This is a genomic window from Paenibacillus sp. J5 (genome assembly GCF_054955055.1).
The window spans coordinates 271,427-293,684 of sequence record NZ_JBUEDD010000006.1 but is presented as its reverse complement, the minus strand read 5'-3'; the positions used below and the strand labels follow the sequence as shown (position 1 = coordinate 293,684).

At 55.7% G+C, this 22,258-nt stretch carries 17 protein-coding genes; 10 read left to right on the top strand and 7 right to left on the bottom strand.

Annotation, left to right across the window (positions count from 1 at the left end):
- Positions 1-233 precede the first annotated feature (233 nt).
- From ACY1JZ_RS13615 to ACY1JZ_RS13600, 4 genes are all read left to right on the top strand, one after another.
- Positions 234-632: a hypothetical protein gene (locus ACY1JZ_RS13615; protein WP_462629630.1), complete on the top strand. Its 399-nt coding sequence runs from the start codon at positions 234-236 to the stop codon at positions 630-632.
- Positions 633-653: 21 nt separating this feature from the next.
- Complete coding sequence (locus ACY1JZ_RS13610; protein ID WP_462629629.1) at positions 654-1,565, top strand: RNA polymerase sigma factor; 912 nt, start codon at positions 654-656, stop codon at positions 1,563-1,565.
- Between the two features lie 81 nt (positions 1,566-1,646).
- Positions 1,647-2,234, top strand: coding sequence for an ATP-dependent Clp endopeptidase proteolytic subunit ClpP (gene clpP, locus ACY1JZ_RS13605; RefSeq protein WP_462629628.1), 588 nt, complete (start codon positions 1,647-1,649; stop codon positions 2,232-2,234).
- Positions 2,235-2,535: 301 nt separating this feature from the next.
- Positions 2,536-3,312: a TspO-related membrane protein gene (locus tag ACY1JZ_RS13600; RefSeq protein WP_462629627.1), complete on the top strand. Its 777-nt coding sequence runs from the start codon at positions 2,536-2,538 to the stop codon at positions 3,310-3,312.
- Positions 3,313-3,639: 327 nt separating this feature from the next.
- Here ACY1JZ_RS13600 and ACY1JZ_RS13595 read toward each other — a convergent pair whose 3' ends face one another.
- The 4 genes from ACY1JZ_RS13595 to ACY1JZ_RS13580 all read right to left on the bottom strand — a co-directional run bounded on the left by ACY1JZ_RS13595 (position 3,640) and on the right by ACY1JZ_RS13580 (position 10,079).
- Positions 3,640-5,760: a methyl-accepting chemotaxis protein gene (locus tag ACY1JZ_RS13595; protein ID WP_462629626.1), complete on the bottom strand. Its 2,121-nt coding sequence runs from the start codon at positions 5,758-5,760 to the stop codon at positions 3,640-3,642.
- Positions 5,761-5,995: 235 nt separating this feature from the next.
- Positions 5,996-6,679 carry a hypothetical protein gene (locus ACY1JZ_RS13590; RefSeq protein WP_462629625.1) on the bottom strand — a complete coding sequence of 228 codons (684 nt, stop codon included), beginning with the start codon at positions 6,677-6,679 and terminating at the stop codon, positions 5,996-5,998.
- A gap of 480 nt (positions 6,680-7,159) precedes the next feature.
- Positions 7,160-8,653: an ATP-binding protein gene (locus tag ACY1JZ_RS13585; protein WP_462629623.1), complete on the bottom strand. Its 1,494-nt coding sequence runs from the start codon at positions 8,651-8,653 to the stop codon at positions 7,160-7,162.
- 4 nt (positions 8,654-8,657) lie between these two features.
- Entirely contained in the window at positions 8,658-10,079 is a 1,422-nt protein-coding gene (locus ACY1JZ_RS13580) for an RtcB family protein (protein WP_462629691.1), read from the bottom strand.
- Between the two features lie 447 nt (positions 10,080-10,526).
- On the opposite strand from ACY1JZ_RS13580, the gene ACY1JZ_RS13575 reads away from it, so the two are divergent.
- Positions 10,527-11,324: a FlxA-like family protein gene (locus tag ACY1JZ_RS13575; protein WP_462629621.1), complete on the top strand. Its 798-nt coding sequence runs from the start codon at positions 10,527-10,529 to the stop codon at positions 11,322-11,324.
- Between the two features lie 194 nt (positions 11,325-11,518).
- A complete protein-coding gene (locus ACY1JZ_RS13570; RefSeq protein ID WP_462629620.1) occupies positions 11,519-14,671 on the top strand; it encodes a hybrid sensor histidine kinase/response regulator in 3,153 nt (1,050 codons plus the stop codon).
- On the opposite strand, the gene ACY1JZ_RS13565 is transcribed toward ACY1JZ_RS13570, so the two are convergent.
- Both ACY1JZ_RS13565 and ACY1JZ_RS13560 read right to left on the bottom strand, forming a co-directional pair.
- Positions 14,643-16,124 carry a sensor histidine kinase gene (locus ACY1JZ_RS13565; RefSeq protein ID WP_462629619.1) on the bottom strand — a complete coding sequence of 494 codons (1,482 nt, stop codon included), beginning with the start codon at positions 16,122-16,124 and terminating at the stop codon, positions 14,643-14,645. The two genes, ACY1JZ_RS13570 and ACY1JZ_RS13565, sit on opposite strands and share 29 nt — an antisense overlap.
- Positions 16,124-16,837 (bottom strand): response regulator transcription factor, encoded by a 714-nt coding sequence (locus ACY1JZ_RS13560; RefSeq protein ID WP_462629690.1) that lies wholly within the window; start codon positions 16,835-16,837, stop codon positions 16,124-16,126. The genes ACY1JZ_RS13565 and ACY1JZ_RS13560 overlap by 1 nt, the downstream gene beginning before the upstream one ends.
- A 212-nt stretch (positions 16,838-17,049) precedes the next feature.
- On the opposite strand from ACY1JZ_RS13560, the gene ACY1JZ_RS13555 reads away from it, so the two are divergent.
- From ACY1JZ_RS13555 to ACY1JZ_RS13540, 4 genes are all read left to right on the top strand, one after another.
- Positions 17,050-17,967 (top strand): ABC transporter ATP-binding protein, encoded by a 918-nt coding sequence (locus ACY1JZ_RS13555; protein ID WP_462629618.1) that lies wholly within the window; start codon positions 17,050-17,052, stop codon positions 17,965-17,967.
- Complete coding sequence (locus ACY1JZ_RS13550) at positions 17,964-18,716, top strand: ABC transporter permease (protein ID WP_462629617.1); 753 nt, start codon at positions 17,964-17,966, stop codon at positions 18,714-18,716. Before ACY1JZ_RS13555 ends, ACY1JZ_RS13550 begins: the two co-directional genes overlap by 4 nt.
- 13 nt (positions 18,717-18,729) lie before the next feature.
- The gene (locus ACY1JZ_RS13545; protein WP_462629616.1) at positions 18,730-19,458 is read left to right on the top strand and encodes an ABC transporter permease; all 729 of its coding nucleotides are present in this window, start codon (positions 18,730-18,732) and stop codon (positions 19,456-19,458) included.
- 209 nt (positions 19,459-19,667) lie between these two features.
- Positions 19,668-21,134, top strand: a complete 1,467-nt coding sequence (locus tag ACY1JZ_RS13540; protein WP_462629615.1) for a methyl-accepting chemotaxis protein — start codon at positions 19,668-19,670, stop codon at positions 21,132-21,134.
- A 210-nt stretch (positions 21,135-21,344) separates the two neighbouring features.
- On the opposite strand, the gene ACY1JZ_RS13535 is transcribed toward ACY1JZ_RS13540, so the two are convergent.
- Positions 21,345-22,217: a cupin domain-containing protein gene (locus ACY1JZ_RS13535; protein WP_462629614.1), complete on the bottom strand. Its 873-nt coding sequence runs from the start codon at positions 22,215-22,217 to the stop codon at positions 21,345-21,347.
- Positions 22,218-22,258: the final 41 nt, after the last annotated feature.

Below are 22,258 nucleotides of genomic sequence, written 5' to 3'. Positions count from 1 at the left end.
CACGCCGTCCGCTTCAGCTCTGGGCATGTATGATGCCCAGGGCTATTGGCGTTCCCGGCCTCTGGCTTCTCTTAGCAGGCGGACAGCCTTCTTATCGCCGGTCATTATGCACCGACCTCCAGCATCAGGCTCATGAGAGATCATGTCGAATGCTCAGGAGAGAGCTTGTCGAATAGCAGACATGAAATCGATGCAGCAATCTGACAAAATTCGCACCCGTAGTGAGGGAGAGCATGTCGAATAGCGATGGAAACGTTGGAGAGCGAAAATGGCGATTGGAGCGCTGGATGCGGATGGAGAGCGAAGAGGGGCAGTTGGAGCGCTGGTTGCGGATGGAGAGCGAAGAGGGGCAGTTGGAGCGCTGGTTGCGGATGGAGAGCGAAAATGGGCAGTTGGAGCGCTGGTTGCGGATGGAGAGCGAAAATGAGCAGTTGGAGCGCTGGTTGCGGATGGAGAGCGAAGAGGGGCAATTGGAGCACTGGTTGCGGATGGAGAGCGAAGAGCGGCAGTTGGAGCGCTGGTCGCGGATGGAGAGCGAAAATGAGCAGTTGGAGCGCTGGTTGCGGATGGAGAGCGAAGAGGGGCGATTGGAGCGCTGGATGAGCGGGGATGGCTTGTCATGGAGCAGATAAGAGGGCGGGATACATAAGAGGGTGCGCGTTCAACTGGCGCTGCCAGTTACGGTGCCATGCTCAGCCAGCGTATCCTTTATGCCCGTGTATTCGTTGTATACTATAGAGACCGATGAATACGGGTGCCGCAATCGTTCGGCTGGCCATAGCCGGATCGCTCGCAGTGCAGCCCCAAGGGCGGAGGAATCGTGGATGACAATAACCCCATATAAGCGTGACCTAGCATGGAACACAATAGAGCCATTGCGTTCTGCCGTACTGTATAAGGAATTGCTGAGCTTTTGCCGAAGATTAACAAGATCCAAGGAGGAAGCCGAAGACCTGGCTCATGACGCCTGGGTACGGGCGCTGAGGCGGCCTGAGGGTGGGGAGAACCATCCTCAACCGATGGCCTATCTCAAGCGGATTGCCAAAAACCGCTGGACTGACCTTGTTCGCCGTCAGTGTCATTATGAGCAGAACGTCGCGCCGTTAATGATGTCCGGCTTCATTCCCACATCGCAGGAGCCAACAGATGCTCCCCACAGCGTGGAGACGGCCGTGAGGCTGCTGGTGAGGACACTATCTCCTGTACAGCGTACCATATTTTTGCTGCGTGATTGCATAGGACTGACAGCCCCGGAGACTGCGGCGTTGCTAAGCACGACAGAGGGCGCTGTCAAGGCAGCGCTGCACCGCGCCCGAGGCGCGCTGGCTAAGAGCATACGGATAACAGAGGAAGCCCCTTGGGAGGAGAGCAATGTCACTGAGCATCATGAAGAGGCAATGCTCGTACTCGCTTATTGCCGGGCACTGCAGGTAGAGGACGTATCGCTCATTGCCAGGCTGATGAACCATCCGCAGCCGGATATGGCGGTGCTGCTCGGCCAGGCTGCGATTTACGCCCACAGAGTCCGCAGATCAGTTGTACCGAAGTCCAGACTGGCGGCATAACCGCGGCTAGCTGGAGCTTGCGAACCCATCGTACATTGGTTCTCTGACCATATTCTGCAACTGTCCAGGAGGAGAAGCCTCATGAATCTGATGCCCTACGTTGTCGAGCAAAGCAGCAAAGGCGAACGAAGCTATGATATTTATTCCCGGCTGCTGAAGGACCGAATCATTATGGTAAGCGGGCAGATACAGGATGAGATGGCGAATTCCATCGTGGCTCAACTGCTGTTTCTCGCTGCTGATGACCCCGAGAGAGATGTTCAGATGTACATTAACTGCCCCGGCGGCTCGGTGACAGCGGGATTTGCCATCTACGATACGATGCAGCATATACAGCCGGATGTATCTACGATCTGCACAGGACTGGCCGCCAGCTTCGGCGCGTTCCTGCTCGCTGGCGGAACCAAAGGCAAGCGCTGCGCACTGCCTAACAGTGAAATTATGATCCACCAGCCACTAGGCGGTGCCCAAGGTCAGGCTGCCGATATTATGATTCATGCCGACTGGATCTTGAAGACGCGCGAGAAGATCAATCTTATTCTGTCCGAGCGTACCGGCCAGCCTGTTCAGAAGGTAGAGCGTGATTCCGACCGCGATTACTTCATGAATGCCCAGGCCGCACTAGACTATGGGCTCATCGACACCATTATTCAGCGAGCCAAGCCATAGCACCACAGGCTGAAGCCACCGATAAAGCTTGCATCCTCCTATAAACTCCAGCATGGAGCAGAGGCCCCTAACAGGCGTCTGCTCTTGCCTTTCCCCTTCCACCGTCTTATTCCTTGAGTCTCAAGCCAACCATTCATATTCCAGACGCACTGCACATATATACTTGTGGTAACGGCTGCAGGGCTGCCTGTTAGCTCGGCTTTGTTGCAAGTGATGTTTAATTGGAGATCGTTTAGGTGAAGGTGTTAGTGGAAGGCTGGTATTCAGCCCAAAAATGGTGCGCAAAAGGAGACAAAATCGCATGAACAATAACCCTTATCGCTATGCCAATGCCTTGGTATTCGCTGCTGTGATCGCCGTCAATGCGCTCGCACAGCTACTCCCGATTAATGGGCTGACAACTGGCGAGCTGTCTGCACGCTACCCCGTGATGATTACTCCCGCTGGCTATGTCTTCTCGATCTGGAGTCTGATCTATCTGCTGCTGGCAGCCTTCATCGTGTACCAGTGGCGCAAGCCAACCCGCAGCCGCGACACTGTTGAGCTAATCGGACCATGGTTCATCCTAAACGGGATGTTGAACATCGCCTGGATATTCGCATGGCATTATGAATATGTGACGGCATCGGTAACCATCATGCTCGCCCTGCTGCTTAGCCTTATCGCTATCTACACCCGAATTCGCCGCTCCACCCAGCCCCCCACAACCGGAGAGAAGCTATGTGTCTATCTGCCCTTCTCCATCTATATGGGCTGGATCAGCGTCGCCACCATCGTCAACATCACGGTATGGCTATATGATAAAGGCTGGGATGGCTTCGGCCTATCCGGTGAAGCCTGGACTGTCATCCTCCTGATCATCGGTACGCTGCTGGCCATCGTAATCGGCTTTACCTTCCATGATCCGGCATATATGCTCGTGTTCACCTGGGCATTTGTCGGGATTGCCGTGAGGCAGCAGGAGGGACCGCCTGTTGTGTACTGGGCGGCACTGATCGCTGCGGCCGCTATCCTCCTGCTCGCACTGCTGCTTCTGCTGACACGTCGCCCCTTCACGGCAGCTTCGCGCCAGCCATAGATAGATGGGCCGAATAAGCAGCTTGCAGAGCACCTAGGTCGTGTCTGAAAACCCGTTCAAGGGCATCTCTTCCCACCTTTCCGCCCCATGCTGCGTTGCCTTTTCTTGACGTACCCCCGGTACGCCTGCGAAAAAGCGCCTTGCCTGGAACGAAAATTCGGCCAGATCTGATCCGTTCAGAGTGTTCAGACACGCCCTAACAAAAAGCCGTCCGACACAGGAGAATGAACCACCTGTGCCGGACGGCTTACTCAGTCTCCGTCCATGCTTGCCCGATATGCTATAACCAGCCTGGCCTTCAGCCTATGGCAACGGTAAAGCTACGGCTCAGCCCTTTCCCTTCAGCACGAATCGTCCCAGATCGTCCTGAAGCTGCTGAGCTATCATGCCTAGTCCCTGCGCCGAATTGTGAATCTCCTCCATGGAGGCCAACTGCTGCTCAGCAGCGGCTGCCATCGACTCGGATTCGGACGACGTGCGCGTCGATATATCGGCGACTTCGCCGATCGCGCTGGTCACTTCCTCCATCCCCGCAGAGATCTGCTCCGAGGCCGCCGAAACCTCCTGAATCTGATCATTCACCTGCCGTACAGCCTCGATCATCACACCCAGCGTCTCCGAAGCCCGACTAATGGCTTGCAGCCCCTGCTCCGTCTCCGAATTCATCTGCTGCATCGACTGTACCGTCTCCTGCACCATAGATCGAATGTCCTCTATCAGCTCGGAGATTGTCTGCACCGAATGTCTGGTCTGATCCGCCAGCTTGCCGACCTCCTGAGCGACAACTGCAAAGCCGCGGCCATGCTCGCCCGCACGGGCTGCTTCAATATTGGCATTCAAGGCTAACAGCCGCGTCTGGCGTGCAATGTCCATAATGGCCGTTACGATCTGCCCGATCCTGGTCGAATTCTCGTCCAGCCTTGTAACAATCTCCTCGGATTGAACGGCCGAGGCTTTAATTGTATTCATCTGGCCGACTACACCTTCCAGCTCACTCTCTCCCTCCCTCGCGCTCTGGGAGGCTTTGACAGCCATCTCGGCTGCCTCAGATACCGCCTCGGCGATCCGGTTAATGCCGCCCGCCATCTCGTTCATCACCGTAGCGGTCTCTCTGGCTGCCTGGCTCTGCACCTCCGTGCCCTCCGAGACGCCCTGGATGGAGCCGGAGACCTGCTGCATCGCCATCGTCGATTCCTCCGACACGGCTGTCAGTTCCTGAGCCGAGGCCGCCACCTGCTCAGCCACCTCCTGGTTCCGCCTCAGCAGGTCATTCAATGAATCCCCCATCACGGTGAAGGAGTCGCCCACCTGCTTCAGCTCATCTCGGGTGCTCAGCACAAGCGTCCGCGAGAAATCACCGTTCGCCATAGCTTGCGCTTGCTCCTGCAACTGCTTGACCGTCAGTTTAACATTACGGTAGAACGCCACATAGAACAGAGCGACCAGCAGCAGACAGAATAGTGTAATGCCGACCAGTGTATTGCGGTAGCTCACAAGCACGATCTCACGTTCGCCCAGCATATGATTCAGTTGATTGGGGAGCAGCAAGGAGAACTCGGTTAGCTGTCCAATGAAGGTCACGCTCTCTTCATAATAGACAGCCGAGGATGACTTGATCTCGGACGTGTACAGAATCGCCTCATTCACCTTGTTCGTCAGACTAGCAATGACACTAGAGCTCTTGTCGCCTGCCCCCTTCAGTACATCCGTTAGCTCCGGGTTGTACGTATATGCGTTAGATAACGAACGCTGCATGGCCTGATCGGCTGCAATCAGATTTTCCCTGGCTACGCTTAGCTCCACCCGCTCCGTATCCGTCAGCCGCTTATTAGTCAGCACATCATGACCCGTAGCTTGGAGGGTGTTCGATGCTTTTATAATATCCGGAAATTCTTGAGTGAGAACAAAGACCATATAAATCGAATCAATCTGCGTATCCAGCGACAAGCCTGATTGATCAGCGACAAGGAGCATGTATTGCAGCAGGTCATCAAGCAGCGTCTCGTAGCGGGTGCGGCTCTGGTCGGCAGACAGACTGTCGCGACTGCTCGTGATTGACTGCCAGGATAGAACGATCGACTTCCACGAATCATCCATCCCTTCCAACGCCTTCTGCTGCTGCAGCGCAGTGATCGCAGTGATTGACGCATCAATCTCCTTCGTGAGGCTCTCCTGCTTCTCTCGCAAGCTCTCATTGCCCGCCAGCAACTGCTGAGACACCCCTTGAAGCTTCTGGACATCCAGAATCAGCGGCACAGTCTCCTTCAGATACTCGGTTCCAACATGCTCTCGTTCAGAAACCTGAATCCGGTTATTGACATCCATCAGCCAGATGGTAAACAGGAATACAAGCGGAATACAAAACAGCACGCTCACCAGAATAAACTTCTGGGCATAACGAAGGCGGGAAATCACTGCTGTGAATGGGGCTAATAGTTTGGTACCCATGCCTATACATCATCCTATCTGCATTTCAGAATTGAACAGCTTCTCTATGCCGGCCCTGCCTATAACCTCGCCCTCCCTCCGGCCGTTTCTCATCTGTTTTTTTATACTATAACTATCGGTATATCACCCTATATTTTTTAGGGCAAATACTCGGCTTCCCCCGTAAATTCAAGGAAAAGGCGTACTCCGGGAATGTTAACCGGAATACGCCTTTTTCTTATTTTCCAATAATCGATTAAATTTCCTTGAATGTGTCGATGGACTCCAGATAGGTTGCACGTTTCTCATCCATGCGGTTTTGCAGCGTCCAGAACAAGACCTGATTGAAGCTATTGCTTGTTTCAACGAGAGTGATCACATAGGCAATTTTGATCTTCTCAATCTCGCCCTGCAATTCGAACTGTATCCCCTGTCGGCCATTCACAGTAACCTCCTTCGGCTCCCCGAATGTCCCGTTCTGAATCGTCCCCTTCATATTCTCTGTCACTCGCTCATAGTATTCCTTCAACGTGAAATCTCCGGAGAAGGTATCCTTCGGCTCCGACACTACCATCGCATAGTCCTCGCTCTCCAGCTTCCCCGCCTGGATGGTGGCAACCGGACTTAGCTGTAGCTCCGCCCACTCCTTAGGTACCGAAAGGCTCAGGCTCCCCTCCTCATTAACGAGGGTGTGCCAGTCTCCCTGTGCAGGCTGCTCTGTCTTCGCTTCTTCTTCCGCAGGCTTCTCTTCCTTCTCCTCCTGCTTTGGGGACGCTGTATTCGATTCGGTATTCTGTTGCTCAGCCTGACCGGTCTTTGACCCGTTATTTGCCGCAGCGCCCTGGGTGTCCTCTGCCTTGCCGCTGCAGCCCGCAATCAACAGCATCGCCGCTATAATCACTGCCAATGTTCTCAATAGGTTTGGTTTGGTTTTGTTCACAGTCTTAGTCCTCTCTATCTCTAGCGTAATGTAATATAGCGGAGTGCCAAGGTTTCCACGCCCGCTCCTCCTACTTTTAACCGAAATCAAGCAAATTTCAACACTTTTTATTGAAAACGGTATTCAGGCACTACGCCCTTCCTTTAAATTTGATTACATGGCCCTACACTTATCCGTAAACACCTGTATTTCAAGCAGCCTGCCACACCACTGAGCTTGAGGCCCTATATCAGTTCATCCCCAGAGCGCAGTTCCATAAAAAAACAAACACGCCCTATGCTGCATATCATGGTCTCCAAACCATATCTACAGCACATCGCGTGTTTACGTTTCGTTATCCTGCTCGCCAAGCTCTCATCGGCTGCCGTACTCATGCCTCATGCTTGTAGCTTACATCCAGCAACAACCCTCATCAACGGGCTTTGCCCTGAAATAGCAGCAGTCAGCGCATATGAGCTTCCTGAGAGTCATGCTGCCGGCTCAGTAGAATCCGAGCCGCTGATCCGACTTGAGCCAGGCTCCCTTGCGGCCCTTGTCCAGCTCTTCCTTCATCTCATGCACGAGCTGATCCACCTGAACCGGCTCACCCTCATGCCATTCCAGCGCCGCTGATACATACAGCTCGCTAAGCTGGGCCAGGCTGAAGTCGCGAGTCAACTGCGCCGCCTCGGCAAGCCCCTCCTCGCCTGCGAATTGTCCGAAGCCGCGCTGACGCAGATACTGCTCCCGCAGCTCCTGATCCGGCAGCCCGATCTCATACGCGCGATCGAAGCGGCCAGCACGGTTCATTAACCCCGGATCGATCTTCTCCGGGTAGTTGGTCGTGCCGATCAGGAAGATGCCCTCCTTCGAGGTGGCTCCATCCAGTGTGTTGAGGAAGTAGGAGCGCACCTCCTGCGGCATCGAGTCGATGTCCTCAATGACCAGCACCATCGGCGCCAGCCGCACCGCCGACTTGAACACTTCCTCCACGGACTCGCTGCTCGTATGCTCCGTAATCTGCCAATAAGCGACCGGTCCCGGCACGCTGCCTGCGATCGATTTGACGAGCGTCGTCTTGCCATTGCCCGGCTGCCCATAGAGCAGAATGCCCCGCTTGTACGGAATATCATACGTGCGGTAGAAGCTGCGATCCGCCGCAAAAAACTGATCCAGCGAACGGAAGATTTCCTTCTTCAGCTCACTCTTCAGGACGACCTCGTCCCGCCCGACTCCCCGCGTAATCGGCTCAAGATCGGTCGAGATGCCATGCCGAGTGTCCGTGAACACCGTGACCTGGCGCATATTCTGCTCCCGCTGCCGTACCCGCACGTTGGCGAGGAAGTCCCGCAGCTTGTCGTCCGACACGGCGAACACATAGTCATCGCTGCCAATGCCATGCTCGCGGAAGACAGGGACGCGCGCCAGCGCTACCCCCCACTTCGGATAGACGAATACATTATTGTGGACAGCACGGTGGACGCTGTACTGCGGCTCAGTGCGATCGTCCTCGTACTCGAAGGTTTTTTCCTCCAGCATATCGAAGATGCGGGCCACATGCTCCACGCCGCTGTCTTGCCTGCGCACATCCTCCTCCAGCAGCTTCCAGTATTCCATATTGGGATCGCCGCTCGAATACAGCTCATATCGCACACCGCAATGCCGCAGCAGCGTCTGCGAGATCCCCTCAATCACCCGCGCCACCAGCTCATACCTGTCGATCCGATGAGCCTCTTGCTGCTCATAGCGGTAGATAACCGGCGCCGCTCCCGGCCGGTTCCCTCCCTCTACAGCCTCAGCATGCTTTCGCTCGCGCCGAGACTCTCCTAAGCGCTCCGGCTCCTGCACGGCAGTATGCTGTTCATGCCCAGTGCGAGTTCTCCCCTCCTGCTCCAGCCCCTCGCCTTGCTCCGTCCCTACTGCTGCTGTCCTGACGATCTTCTGCTGAGCCTGCTCCATCGCTATCTTCACTTCGTTAACTGCCTTGTTCTCCAAAATATTATCTGGCTCCTTTCACTGCGGCAAGCGGCTTGCACTGGGCAACCACATCCGCCAGCCCTGCTCCCGTAACACTCTCAATAATATCATCCACGTTCTTATAGGCTTGCGGCGACTCATCGATAATCGAGGCCAGTGACCGCTGATTCACGACAATTTCGTCCGCGCTGCCTACCTTCAGAGCCCGTTCAAACTCCTGTACGCTCACCAGTTGCTTCGTCGCCGAGCGCGACCGGATGCGGCCTGCTCCATGGCAGATTGAGTAATAATTGTCCTCGCCCTGGGGGCGCCCGACCATCAGATAGGAGGACGTGCCCATCGAGCCGGGAATCAGCGCCGGATGACCGGTCGCCATATAGGGCTTCGGATTATCCGGGTGGCCGGGTGGTAGCGCCCTGGTCGCTCCCTTGCGATGGACAAACACTCTTCCGCCTCGGGTGCGCTCTTCCCATGCATAGTTATGCATCAGATCATACAGCGTCCGCATCTCACAGCCTGTGCCCAGCACACTGCGGAACGCTTCACGCACCGCATAGCCGATCAGGTGGCGATTGACGACCGCATAATTCAGCGCCGAGTACATCAGATTCACATATCGCTCTCCGTCAGGATGGTCAAGCGGCGCGAACACCAGCTTCGGGTCAGCCGTCCCCAGCCCGAGCCGTCCCATCGTCCGTCTCATCGGCTCGGTGCACTGCTGGTTGACCGCCGCTCCCCAGGCGCGCGAGCCCGAATGAATCATGACGGCGATCTGACCATCATACAGTCCCCACGCCTCAGCTATCGACCGCTGCGGCTCAGCAATCTCAATTGCCTGAATTTCTACGAAATGATTGCCCCCGCCCAACGTTCCCAACTGACGGTGAGCGCGGTGGATCGCCTGCTCAGGCATCGTACTCAATACCGATTCATCGAAGGCAAACCGGCTGGATTCCACATGAGTGAGCGAGGTCGACCTTTTCGGCGTGTAGCTGTCCGGGATGTATTTGCCTGGCAGGCCATGCAGCCCCTTCGTTACCACATGCTCCAGGCGAATATCCGAGAAATGCCCGCGCGGATGCGACTCCATCGGCAGCAGCTTCTCGATCGCCCGCACCAGCTTGCGCCGCACGTTGACGTCCTGCAGGTCGCGGCTATGCAGATTCGTCAGTTGAACACGCATGCCGCATCCGATGTCGCTGCCGACGATCGATGGCGACACATAGCCATCCTCGCAGCTCCATACCGCTGTCGTGCCGATGCAGGTTCCTACGCCTACATGGACATCCGGTGTATAGCTCATAAATTGAATGTTCGGAATTTGCAGATTGTTATTGGCCATCTCGAAAATCTTATAATCTAAGGATTGAAACAGCTTCGCGCCTGCATAGACCTGCAAGTCACCAGCCGGAAGCTTCACCTCATGAATGTAATTCATAGACATCAATATATCGTTCCTTCCTCGTTAAGCAAGCCAGACGTCTATATACGTCTGAGCTGGCTATTACCTTATTTCGCATAGATAGGACTAAAATCAAAAAAAGCCATAGACTCATCGTCCATGGCATGACCTCCCGCGGTCTTTCGTAAACCGCGGCGTTGCGTAATACACAACTATATCAGCCTCGACTCATAGAGTCTCAGCCTCGATTGATCATGTCGCCCGCTCGGGGCCGATGATTGCTAGGATACAGTATGAAGTTAGATTCAGCGTCATATAACGTGCCAGCATATCGTTCAGCCCCCTCTCATTCATGTTACCCCCATATTAAGGGGAAGCAAGAAAATTTGTCAAGCATTTTCTGGTGATGATAGGGAATGAATGCTAACATATTCCGTCTATTCAGCCGATAAAAGAAGTAAAGATTGACTATGGAAGGAGGAATTATCTATGAAAATCCAACCCATCTCACCGGTCAGCCCTAGTGCACCGTCCGGCGGGCAATCCGGTCAGCATTCTGCGCTGGAGCGACAGATACTGGAGCTGCAAAAGCAGATTGCCAATGTCAAGGAGAGCAAGAAGGAGGCTAAGGCCAAGGCAGAGAAGATCAAGGAGCTGGAGGCTCAAATCTCCGAGCTGCAGACACAGTTGAGCCAGCAGGCCATGAAGGAGCGCCAGAAGGAGCTGGAGGAAGCGCAGCGCAAGATGGCAGAGAAGCTGGAGCGTGAAGCGCGAGAACATGCCGAGCCAGAGCAGGTGCAATTTTCGATGCAAGCGAAAAATTTGATGAAAGCCACCCAATCGTTGAGCGAGGCCGAGACATTGCGCGGCGTTCAATCCCGATTGCCGACACAAGAGGAGCGCGATGCCTTCGCCCCTAAAGTTGCCGCCAAGGCGTATGAGGCTCAGAAGGAGCTCGCCAAGGCCACCGAGGAGCAGAACCGGCATGCGGCTGAAGGGCATAAGCGGGCCGCGGCAGCAGCCGAATCAGAAGACGATGCCGCTAGCACAGGAGCCAGCCGTGGAGACAGCTTGGTCAGCCTCTCTCACGGGGATGCCAGCGCTCCAGTCAATGCCGTAGAGTCCGAGATGACGACCACGCCAGAGGGCAGCATGCTCACGCATGGCGTTCCTGTGCCAGGCGAAGGCTCAGAACTGACCCCTGCCTCACTCCAACAACAGGAGGCCGATGGGCAGACCAAGCCTCCACTGCCCAACAGCTCTCCTTCCATCGACATCAAGGCCTGATCAGGATCGCCAGAGAGTCCCGGCCGGCCTGATCAGGCCGGCTCCCCGGCTGTCTTCTATGCCATGGCCATCATCCCTCCTGCCCCTGCTGATCTGGACAGAGCCGAATCCTCGTTACTTTGTCTCCCCCTCATCCGTTACTGCTACTGCTCGCTGTTGCAGTCCTGCAAGCCTATAGAGGAATTTGAAGTAGAATGTCGAACTATGTACGCATGAATTCACAACGATTACTCTCCCACTATAAAACCTGGATGTTCCTTGCGCTGTTTATCATCGTTTTGTTTGGCCTGCGCGTTGTATGGTATATGGACAATGCGGTAGGAGACCAGCCTATAGCCGAGAATGGCGTTCTGGATGTGCGCCACTGGAAATTCGATAATCAAAATACAATCTACCTCAATGGTCAATGGGAATTCTATCCTAGCCAGTTGCTCGACCGGGACAGCATCCGTGCGGGACAAGGGGGCGAGCCGGTACTGATCAGCGTACCGGGAACCTGGAAGGAAGCGTTGCCTGCTGGCTCAACGGATCATTACGGCTATGGCACCTACAGACTGCGGATATTGCTGGGCGAGCCGATTCATCCAGCCTACCGCATCTGGGTACAACGGATCGAAGCGGCTTCAGTGCTCGAGATCAACGGAGTGACCATGTCACCGATTGGCCGCATCACTGCGGACGAGCAGAGCTATATGCCGGATAACCGCTCCTATACGGATCGCTTTGATTCTGAGGGTGCAGAAGAGGTGGAGCTGATTATTCGCGTAGCCAACTTCGATTCCCCTACCAAGGGCGGTATTATTGAATCGATTCGCTTTGGCACCGAGGCGGCCGTCGATTTTGAACGCATGTACTCGATCGGTTTTCAGATGATTGCCTATGTCATTTTGATGCTCCACGCCCTGTATGCCGGCATTTTATATTTGCTTAATTCGCGAAATAAAGTGTTTCTGGTCTTTTTTCTGCTGCTGTTTTTCGCGGGGCTAACCATCGTATCCGATGATGATTCCTTGCTGCGCCTCTGGCTGTCGCTCAACTATACATGGAGCCTCAAGTTCCGCTTTTTAGCGTACTTGTGGGTAGCTTTCTTCATGGTGCTGTTGACCCGGAGCTTCTCCGCGACGAGAACCACCGGCATCGGCTTTCGGATGTACGCCGCTGCGCTCTGTCTCTATACGTTGTTCCTGTTGGCTAGCCCGATTAATGCTGTGATGTACGCCAATGATACCTTCCGACCTCTGCTGCTGCTGTACCTGCTGCCTACGCTGTGGGTTCTCTATCGCATCGCTTCCATGCTGCGGAGCAATCGGGAGGATGTCATCTTCCTGCTGATCGCCTCAACCAGCATCGTGTCGAGCATTTCTTGGGGGGTTATTACCGGCATCCTTAAACTCTATCCCACCTACTATCCGCTCGACATCATTGGAGCGCTCATCGGTTTCTCCTCCTACTGGTTCAAACGCTACTTCCGCAACACAGAGGAGAACGCCAAGCTCACCGAGCAACTGCAGCAGGCAGATAAGCTGAAGGATCAATTCCTCGCCAACACATCGCATGAATTGCGCACGCCGCTGCATGGGATGCTCAGCATCGCGCAGACGATCGCCGCCAACGAGCAGCAGACCTTGAGCAAGAAGAGCGCTCAGGACCTTGATCTGCTGCTGACCATTGGCCGCAGAATGTCGCATCTGGTGAATGATCTGCTTGACATGGTACTCTTGAAGGATCAACAGATCGTATTGCAACGCGAGCCGCTGCAACTGCAATCCATCGCCTCCGGCGTCGTCGATATGCTGCAGTTCATGGTACGCAGCAAGTCAGTGCGGCTGCAGTTGAACCTATCCGACAAGATGCCGCCTGTCTATGCGGATGAGAAGCGGCTGATGCAAATCTTAATTAATCTGGTACATAATGCGATCAAATTCACGGAGCAAGGCACCATCACCATCGCGGCGGAGATTCAGATGGGGCAGGCGATCATCACTGTCACCGATACAGGGACGGGGATGGATGAGGAAACACAACGCAGAATATTTACTCCGTATGAGCAAGGGGATGAGCATCTGGGCAATAGCAGCGGCATCGGGCTGGGTCTAAGCATATGCAAGCAGTTAGTGGAGCTGCATGGCGGGAGCATCGGCGTCATCTCCAAGCCTGGAGAAGGCTCCTCCTTCTCGTTCCAGTTGCCGCTCTACGATCCCTCCCGTTCGGATGCGCCCAATAGGACAGATACGGTTGCTGCAATTGCCAAGTCGTCTGCGCAGAGCCTCACGAATTCACGGGATACGGGGAGTCACTCGGAGGTATGGCAGCCGATGGCCCATTCCAAGCCGATGATTGCCGCGGGCAACGTGCATATTCTGGCTGTGGACGATGATGCGGTTAACCTGCAGGTACTCGCCAGCATTCTATCTGGCCCCCAGTATTCTATCCATACCGTGCTCTCGGGCAAGGAAGCGCTGGAGCTGCTGCATACAAGACGCTGGGACTTGCTGATCTCCGATGTGATGATGCCGTATATGTCGGGTTATGAGCTGACTAGACAGGTACGGGAGCACTATACGTTATCCGAGTTGCCCGTGCTGCTGCTGACCGCTCGCAGCGCTCCCGAAGACATCTATACCGGTTTCCTTGCCGGGGCCAATGATTACGTCGCCAAGCCTGTCGATGCACTGGAGCTGAAATACCGGGTCTGGGCGCTGACCTCGCTGAAGCAGTCGGTCAGCGACAGTCTCCGTATGGAGGCTGCTTACCTGCAGGCTCAGATACAGCCGCATTTTTTGTTTAATACGTTGAACGCACTCCTCGCTCTAAGCGACCTGGACCCAGAGAGGATGCGATCCCTGGGCGAAGCACTGATTGCCTATCTGCGCATTAGCTTTGATTTTCTGAACTCCGAGCAGCTCGTGCCGCTCTCGCATGAGCTGGAGCTGGTGGAAGCGTACCTGTATATCGAGCAAGAGCGGTTCGAGGATCGGCTCAGCGTCATCTGGCAGGTGGAGCCGGACCTTGAGCTGATGCTTCCGCCGCTCTGCATTCAGCCATTGGTGGAGAATGCCGTCAAGCACGGTCTGCTGCAGCAGGCTCGCGGCGGTACCGTGGTGATCAAGATGACGAGGACGGAGGAAGGAGTACGCGTTGAGGTGCGGGATAACGGCAAGGGCATGGAGCCGGAGTATGCGTTGCATCTGCTGGACCCATCCCAGCGGGGAGCAGGCGGGATTGGCCTGCTCAATACGAACCGAAGGCTGACTCAGCTATACGGCCGGGGGTTGGCCATTCAGAGCAAGCCTGGGGAAGGAACCTCCGTAACGTTCGTCATTCCTCGCACGGAAGCTCCAGCCTAGCGATCAGCCCGCCTCCGCTGCGGGGCAACAGCTCCAGCCTTCCCTGATGCGCCCAGGCGATGCGGGCAACCATCGGAAGTCCCAGTCCATGCCCGCCCGCGGCCAGACGACGGCGCGCCGAGGAGTAGGGCAGGTCGAGCAGCTTGGGCAGCTCCTCCTCCGGGACCCCCCGGCCGCTATCCTCCACAATCAGCTCACAGCGGCCAGGAAGGTCCTGCTTCTTGCAGACAGTAAGAAACAGCTCGCAGCCCTGCGGGTTGTGGCGGATGCTGTTATTCAGCAGATTGGAGATCGCCCGCAGCAGCAGCCGTTCATCTCCCTGGACACGGACACGCTCGTCCATCTCCCGAAGTGAAAGTGAAAAGCGGGCGTCCAGCCCATGATTCAGCAGGTCGGATGCCGCCAGACGTGCCAGGGCAGACAGTCGCAGCGTCTTGATATGGAGCGGCTGCATCTCATACTCCAGCATCGAGACGAGATTGAGGTCACTGACCAGATGACGAAGCTTCTCGCCTTGCTGGCGAATAATCCCGGCCTGCTGACGCTGCTCAGCAGGCACTTCGTCATGCTCCTCCAGCTCGCTTGCATAGCCGAGCACCATCGACAGCGGTGTGCGAATGTCATGCGAGATGCCTGCGATCCAGTTGGACCTTGCTTCATCCCGCTGCTTCAGCGCCAGGCTGCTGGCCTGCAGCTTCTCTGATACGCTGTTGATGCTCTGCGCCAGGTCGCCAAGCACGCCCTTAGGCTCCACATGTACAGGCTCCTCCCTCGATAACGCAAGGATGCCGCGAGCGAGCGGGCGAATCGCCTTGAGCATGCGCATGCCGATCAGCAGCGCCAGCAGCAACCCGATCAGCACATTGCTAAGTAGCAGCAGCAACGCCCGCTGCGGCAGCGTGCTGACCCATTCCACAGGCAGAGCAAGCTGGTACTTTGCCACGCTCGTCTTAGGATAACCGACTATGGTCAGCAGCTCGCCACGCTGCCAGCTAGACACAGGGTAATCCAGCAGATAATGGCGGGAGAAACGGACAGCATCCAGCACACCGTAGCTGCGCGGAATGTCATCCGGCAGTTCATAGTTCGCCACAACCTGCCCGTCGCTGCCCAGCAGCATCATCCACGCCCCATGCTCCTCCAGCAGCCGCTTCCCCTTCGCTCCTAGCCAGTAGAGGGAAGCCGTCGCTGCCTTTTCCCCGGCTTGGCTGCCCTCCTGTTTCTCTCCTATCGCCGTCAAATCCTCTGTTATAGAGCCGCATTTCATGTTCTCGTCTGCCTCATTGCAAATATCCGCTGCCACACGGCGCACCACTTCGTCCTGCGACGGCCTTTGATTCATATTCTTAAAGATCAACCCTGCCAGCAGAGCGATATTCACCACCAGCAGCAGAGCGAACATGAGCAGCGTCATGCTCATAAAGCGCCTCAAGATACGGACAACACCCTCCATTACGATGTCTCCTTCACAATCAGCTTGTAGCCCAGGCCGCGCACGGTCAGCAGATGCTGCGGGCTGGACGCGTCCCGCTCGATCTTCTCGCGAATGCGACGAATATGCACCATCAGTGTATTCTCATAGCTATATGCATCATCGCCCCATACAGCCTGGCACAGCGCATCGGTGGTCACAATCCTGCCCCGATTCTCATAGAGCTTCAACAGCAGGCCCCGCTCCTTGGGTGTGAGCGAGAGCTCGCTTCCTTCCCGCTGGATGGTTGCCTGCTCCAGATCGACGCTGCATGCCCCCAATATAAAACTCGGCAGGCTCTCCGCAACGACTGGAGCATAGACCCGCTTCATGATCGCCATTACACGCAGGAGCAATTCCCTGGGCAAGAAGGGCTTGACCATGTAATCATCCGCCCCCAGGCCAAGCCCCAGAAGGCGATCCTCATCCTCTCCCCTGGCTGACAGGTACAGCACCGGCACGCTGGAGAAGCGGCGAATTGCCGCCAACAGCTCGAAGCCGTCCATGTCTGGAAGCATCACATCCAGAATAACCAGCTCCGGCTTGTCCGTCCGTATGCAAGCCAGAGCCGACGCCCCATCCTGAGCCATATAGATGCGATAGAATCCTTCCTTGCGCAACAAGGCATCCAGCATCTGGCGAAGAGGCGGCTCATCATCGACAACGAGTATTTTTTTGTCCTTTAACATGTCCATATCCATCACCTGTCCCCTATTATACATGAGCAATGCCCACTCCAACTCGCACAGTGGCAGCCAAGCGCCAATTTAAGGTTGGTGTAAGCTAGGCTTCAGCCTCCAGCAAGCTTGAGTCTCTATACTGCATTCATGCAGCTCTCGAAATCGATCCCAGGGCGCTGCCCTTCCGCCTGCCAAGCGGGAGCTGCGAATGAAAGGAGTGAGCTTTCGTGGGGAATGACACCATCGTATCCACCGCCCGGTTGACCAAAGCAGCGACAGGCGGCTATCGGGTGCGCGACCTGAATCTGCGGGTTGGAGAAGGAGAAATCTACGGGTTTCTGGGACCCAATGGAGCTGGCAAATCGACCACGCTCAAAATGCTGCTCGGCCTCGCCAAGCCCACCAGCGGCCAGATTACAATCTTTGGCCAGGAGCTGGCGAAGCATCGCCAACCGATTCTGAGCCGCATTGGTTCTCTGATCGAGTCGCCCTCCTACTACGGACATTTGACCGGACTGGAAAATATGCGGGTGATGCAGCGGCTGCGCGGGGTAGCTGCCAAGCAGATCAGCGAAGCGCTGCGCACCGTTCGCCTGGAGCAGCATCAGCACAAGCGGGTTGACCATTATTCGCTCGGCATGAAGCAGCGGCTCGGTATCGCCATGGCACTGCTTGCCGCGCCGAAGCTGCTTATCCTCGATGAACCGACGAACGGGCTCGACCCCGCAGGAATCGGAGAGATTCGGGAGCTGATCAAGTCGCTCCCTGGTCGCTATGGCATGACCGTGCTCCTATCGAGCCATCTGCTATCGGAGATCGAACAGATCGCTACCTCTGTCGGCATTATTCACCATGGGGAGCTGTTATTTCAGGGCAGCATGGAGGAGCTGCGCGCGATGGGCCAGCCACAGCTCTCGATCAAGACAGAGCATCTGAATGCTGCCTACCGATTGCTCCAATCCAAGGGGATATTCCCGGAGATACGGAACGGACGCTTGTACATCAAGCTGCTCGCCGACGATCTGGCTGCCGGGCTGAACCGGATGCTGGTAGAGAACGGCTTCCCTGTCATCCGCCTTGAGGAGCATGGGCGTAGCCTGGAGGAGCTGTTCCTTGAGCTGACCGGAGGGGAGCGCTCATTATGATGAAGCTGTTGGGGCTCGAGGCCTATAAGCTTCGCCGCAAGCGAATCCTGCTGATGCTGCTCCTGTTCATGGGGGCAGAGCTGGCCTGGATGTTTCTCTCCATGAGCATCTACATGGCGCGCCATGGCGACAGCGCACCCTGGGACAATCTACTCGTCCTGGCCGCCTCCCTGAACGGGCTGTTCCTGCCTATTCTGTGCGCTGTCGTCGTCTCTCGTCTGTGCGATATGGAGCATAAGGGGAATACATGGAGCCTTCTCGCTGCGGCCTCCGTCAAGAGCAGCTCCCTCTATCTGGCCAAATTCATCTGCGCCAATCTTCTCCTGCTGGTCTATACGGTGCTGCAGGCGGCAGCACTTGCTGTCTTCGGCATCGTGAGCCGGCTAGATGGACCGCCGCCCGTCGCGCTGCTGACCGCTCTGGCCGGGGGCACGGCTCTCACCCAGCTTGCAGTCACAGCGGCCCAGCTATGGCTCTCCACCCGGCTTCCCAATCAGTCGTTCGCCTTATGCTTAGGCATGCTGGGCGGCTTTGCCGGCATGACAGCCGGCTTCTTCCCGGCAGCCATTCGCCGCATTCTACCTTGGGCCTACTATACCGAGCTGTCGCCAATCAAGACGGTGTATGACAGCGGCAGCGTTATCTATGAGCTGCAGACTGCCGGGGTCGCGTTGCCCGCAGTTGTACTGCTGATGGCGATCATTATCTATCTAGCCGGGAGCCGCCACGCTTCCCGCCAGGAATATTAAGGAGGGAATCCACTTGCTCCTATCATGTATTGCCGCCGAATGGCTGAAGCTGCGCCGCTCCGGGCTATGGCTGGTGCTGGCAGCCTTGCCGCTGTTCAGCCTGCTGATTGGCTGCGCCAATTATTATTTTAACCGCACGGTGCTCACTAATGGCTGGTACAGCCTCTGGACGCAGGTCAGCCTGTTCTATGGTGAATTTTTCCTGCCGCTGCTTATTGCTATCTGCTGCGCCTATCTGTGCAGGCTGGAGCATATGAATCGCAACTGGAATAGGATGCTGACCGTACCCGTGTCGATTACTGTTCTGTTCATGGCCAAGCTGGTTGTCATCAGCCTGCTGGCTGCTGCCGTACAAGCGCTCATGGCACTGCTCTATCTCGCAGCGGGCCTGGCCTTCGGCCTTAGCTTGCCCCCGCCGCCGGAGCTCTTCGGCTGGATCATGCGCGGATGGATGGCGTCGGTCGTCATCGGAGCTGCCCAATTGATGCTCTCTCTGCGTATTCGCAGCTTTGCTGTGCCGGTGGGCATCGCGCTATGCGCTGTTTTAGCTGGGCTAGGCTTCTACATCGCCAAGGTGGGTCTGCTCTTTCCCTATTCGCTCCTGACGATCGGGATGGGTGTCTTGAATCAGCAAAGCTTGAGCATGGCAGAGCTGAGCGGCTTCACCGTGATGGCCAGCCTGTTCACTCTGTTGTTCTCCTTCCTGGCCATACGGCGGTTGAAACAAACGGACGCGATCTAACACTAATCGACAGCCGGCATGGCTCTTGGGTTCATAGTCAAAGGTCGATCTATCCATCTTATTGTCGAAGAGGTGAATGGAAGCTGGGACATATGCGACTTTAGTTCCATTTGTTGTTTACGTATATGTATATATATGGTATCTTTATCGTGTGTTTGCGTCCCGATCTATACTATACATTAAAGCCGACATTTGGAAGGATGATCACCATGAATCATGCTGGAACGCTGTTCCGTCGCAATCGCTTGCTTGTCATTATAATCTGGGGGATGCTGCTGCTCGGTATCGGCGTAGGCTTTATGACCGGCGCTGAAACCGATGCCATTATTATTCTTGCCCTCGTCGGCTTATTTTGCTGTGCCGGCCCGACCTTTATGATGTACCGCCGTTCTCTGGAAGGGTATGTCATGTATTTTATACCGATTGTCATTACCGTCCTGACGGTGCTATTGATCGTCACGGCGCCGATCATTACGACCTACTTTCTCGTATTTGTCAATCTGGCCATTATGACGCTCTATCATCATTATAGGGCACAATTGTTCGCGACCTTGATTGGTACTGCATTGACGTTGTATTTATTTGTAAGTCCCTATAACGAGGCGGTTTTTGGCAACAACAGTCCGATTACCATTATGCTGTACTTGATGATGATCGCAGCGCCGCTGCTCACCGCCTCCAGATTCAGCCAGCATCTGCAGATGGAGGCTGCCCAGGAGCAGGCCAAGGCGATCAGCGAGAATAGCCGCGCCCAGGACATCATCAGCCGGATTACACAATCGCTCCGTTCACTGAATGATTTCAGCAGCCGCCTCAAGGCCAATGTGACCTCTACCAGCGCTATATCTCAAGAGGTTACTGCTGCTTTCGAGGAGATCTCGACAAGCATCGAGACCCAGACGGACAGCATCTCGGATATTGGCGGGTCGATTCAGGTCGTCGAGCACGCCGTCCATCATCTGGCTACCCGCTCGACAGAGATGAGAGACTTAGCTGACAACGCTGTTCTTCTGACGGGTAGCGGCAATCGCGAGGTGGAGGAACTCACCGCCAAGATGAATTCCGCTCAGCGCATGATTGAGCAATCTGCAGAGCTGATGAAGCAACTGAACGAGGAGAATCAGCACATACGCGACATTGTGATTGCCATTCAGGAAATTACAGCACAGACACAGTTGCTTGCGCTGAATGCTGCGATCGAAGCGGCTCGCGCAGGCGAGCAGGGGGCCGGGTTCGCTGTCGTATCGGGCGAAATCCGCAAGCTGGCAGATTCCTCTCAGAAGTCAACCGAGCAAATTACCCGTATATTGGAGAGCATCCGCATGAAGACCGATCTGGCTGCCGAGCAGGTCATCCAGGGGCGAGGAACGATTCTGGAGAGCCGCGATGCGGCGCAGAAGGTGACGGTTGCTATGCAGACCTTATCCGGCAATGCCAGCCAGATGGACGCGCAGTCTATTCAAGTCGAGACCGCGGCCAATGATCTTCAGCACCAATATGTGCGAATTTCTGAGGAGATGCAGTCGCTTTCCTTACGAACAGAACAAAACATGGCAGCCGTCGAGGAGATGGTCGCCAGCATGACGACCCAGGATGAGCGGATCAATGAGATTAAGGACAGCTTCCTGGAGCTGGACAAGCTGGCAACAGACCTGAATCTCATGACAGAGAAATAGAGAGTGCTAGGGTGTGTCTTACACTCGCTCAGGGGCATCTTTCACCACCTTTTCGCCCCCTGCTGCACAGAAGCCCAAGCGAGCAAGCCCGCCATTCATCGCGAATAGGCGGGCTTGCTGTAAGTCCGAACGCCATCACGCAGCGAGGCACCGCGCGCTGGAGCTTGCGCGGTGCTCCGCTGCGTGATGGAGCTATGGGTATGCCGATGCTTAGAAGCCGGGATAAAATGGCGAGGGTGCGTGGTGAGAATAACCTGCCGTCGACTCTCCTGTTGGAGACGGGCCTGAGCCATAGACATAGGGCGAACCGGCCTGCAATGGCTGTCCGTTCCCATAGCCGGCGCCCGGTATTGCCCCCTGGCCTGGTCGTTGCACCGGATACGGGTAACCATGCGGGATATAACCAGCCTGCGCCATCGTCTGCTGCGGTTGCATGCCTGGAGGGTATACGCCTCCTGCATAGCCCGCCTGGGCATAGTCCCATCCGTAAGGCTCTCGCGGCATATTCGGCTCCTTGTTGGCCGCCTTATTCGCTGTATTCTCCTCCTTGGCCATTAGCTGGCAGCCTGGAGGCGGCCCCAGCAGCAGCGCTTCCTTGATCGGCGCCACCGCCTTCGCATAATCCTCCGCGTCGATGCAATAGGCGCGCTGTGCGACCTCCTTGGGCATAAAGCTCAGGAAATCCGCACCCAGCACCACATCGGGCGTCGGCACATCGAAGATGGTCAGCATATGCGCATCATCCGTATCCGCAATAATCCAGTGAAACCAGCCCTTAGGCAGCAGCGATACTTGACCTGGCTTGAGCTTATAGACCATCAGCTTGCGCGTGAAGGGATTAAATACCGCACTGGTTGCCTCGCCGCTAATCATGTAGACCATCTCATTCGCATTGGGATGCCAATGCGGGACGATCATAATGCCCTTGGACATATGCACATTGAAAAAACCATTGAAGATCGCTGGCAGTTGCGCCGCAAACAGTTGGGTCACCACATTGTTAGGATCTCTCTTGTAGGCAACCTTCTTGGTTGAATCTCCTGCGAGCACCACATTCGGGTCCATCAATACGTCATTGCTCATTGCACTTCTCCTCCTTACAGCCGGGTCATTAGTCTATCCAC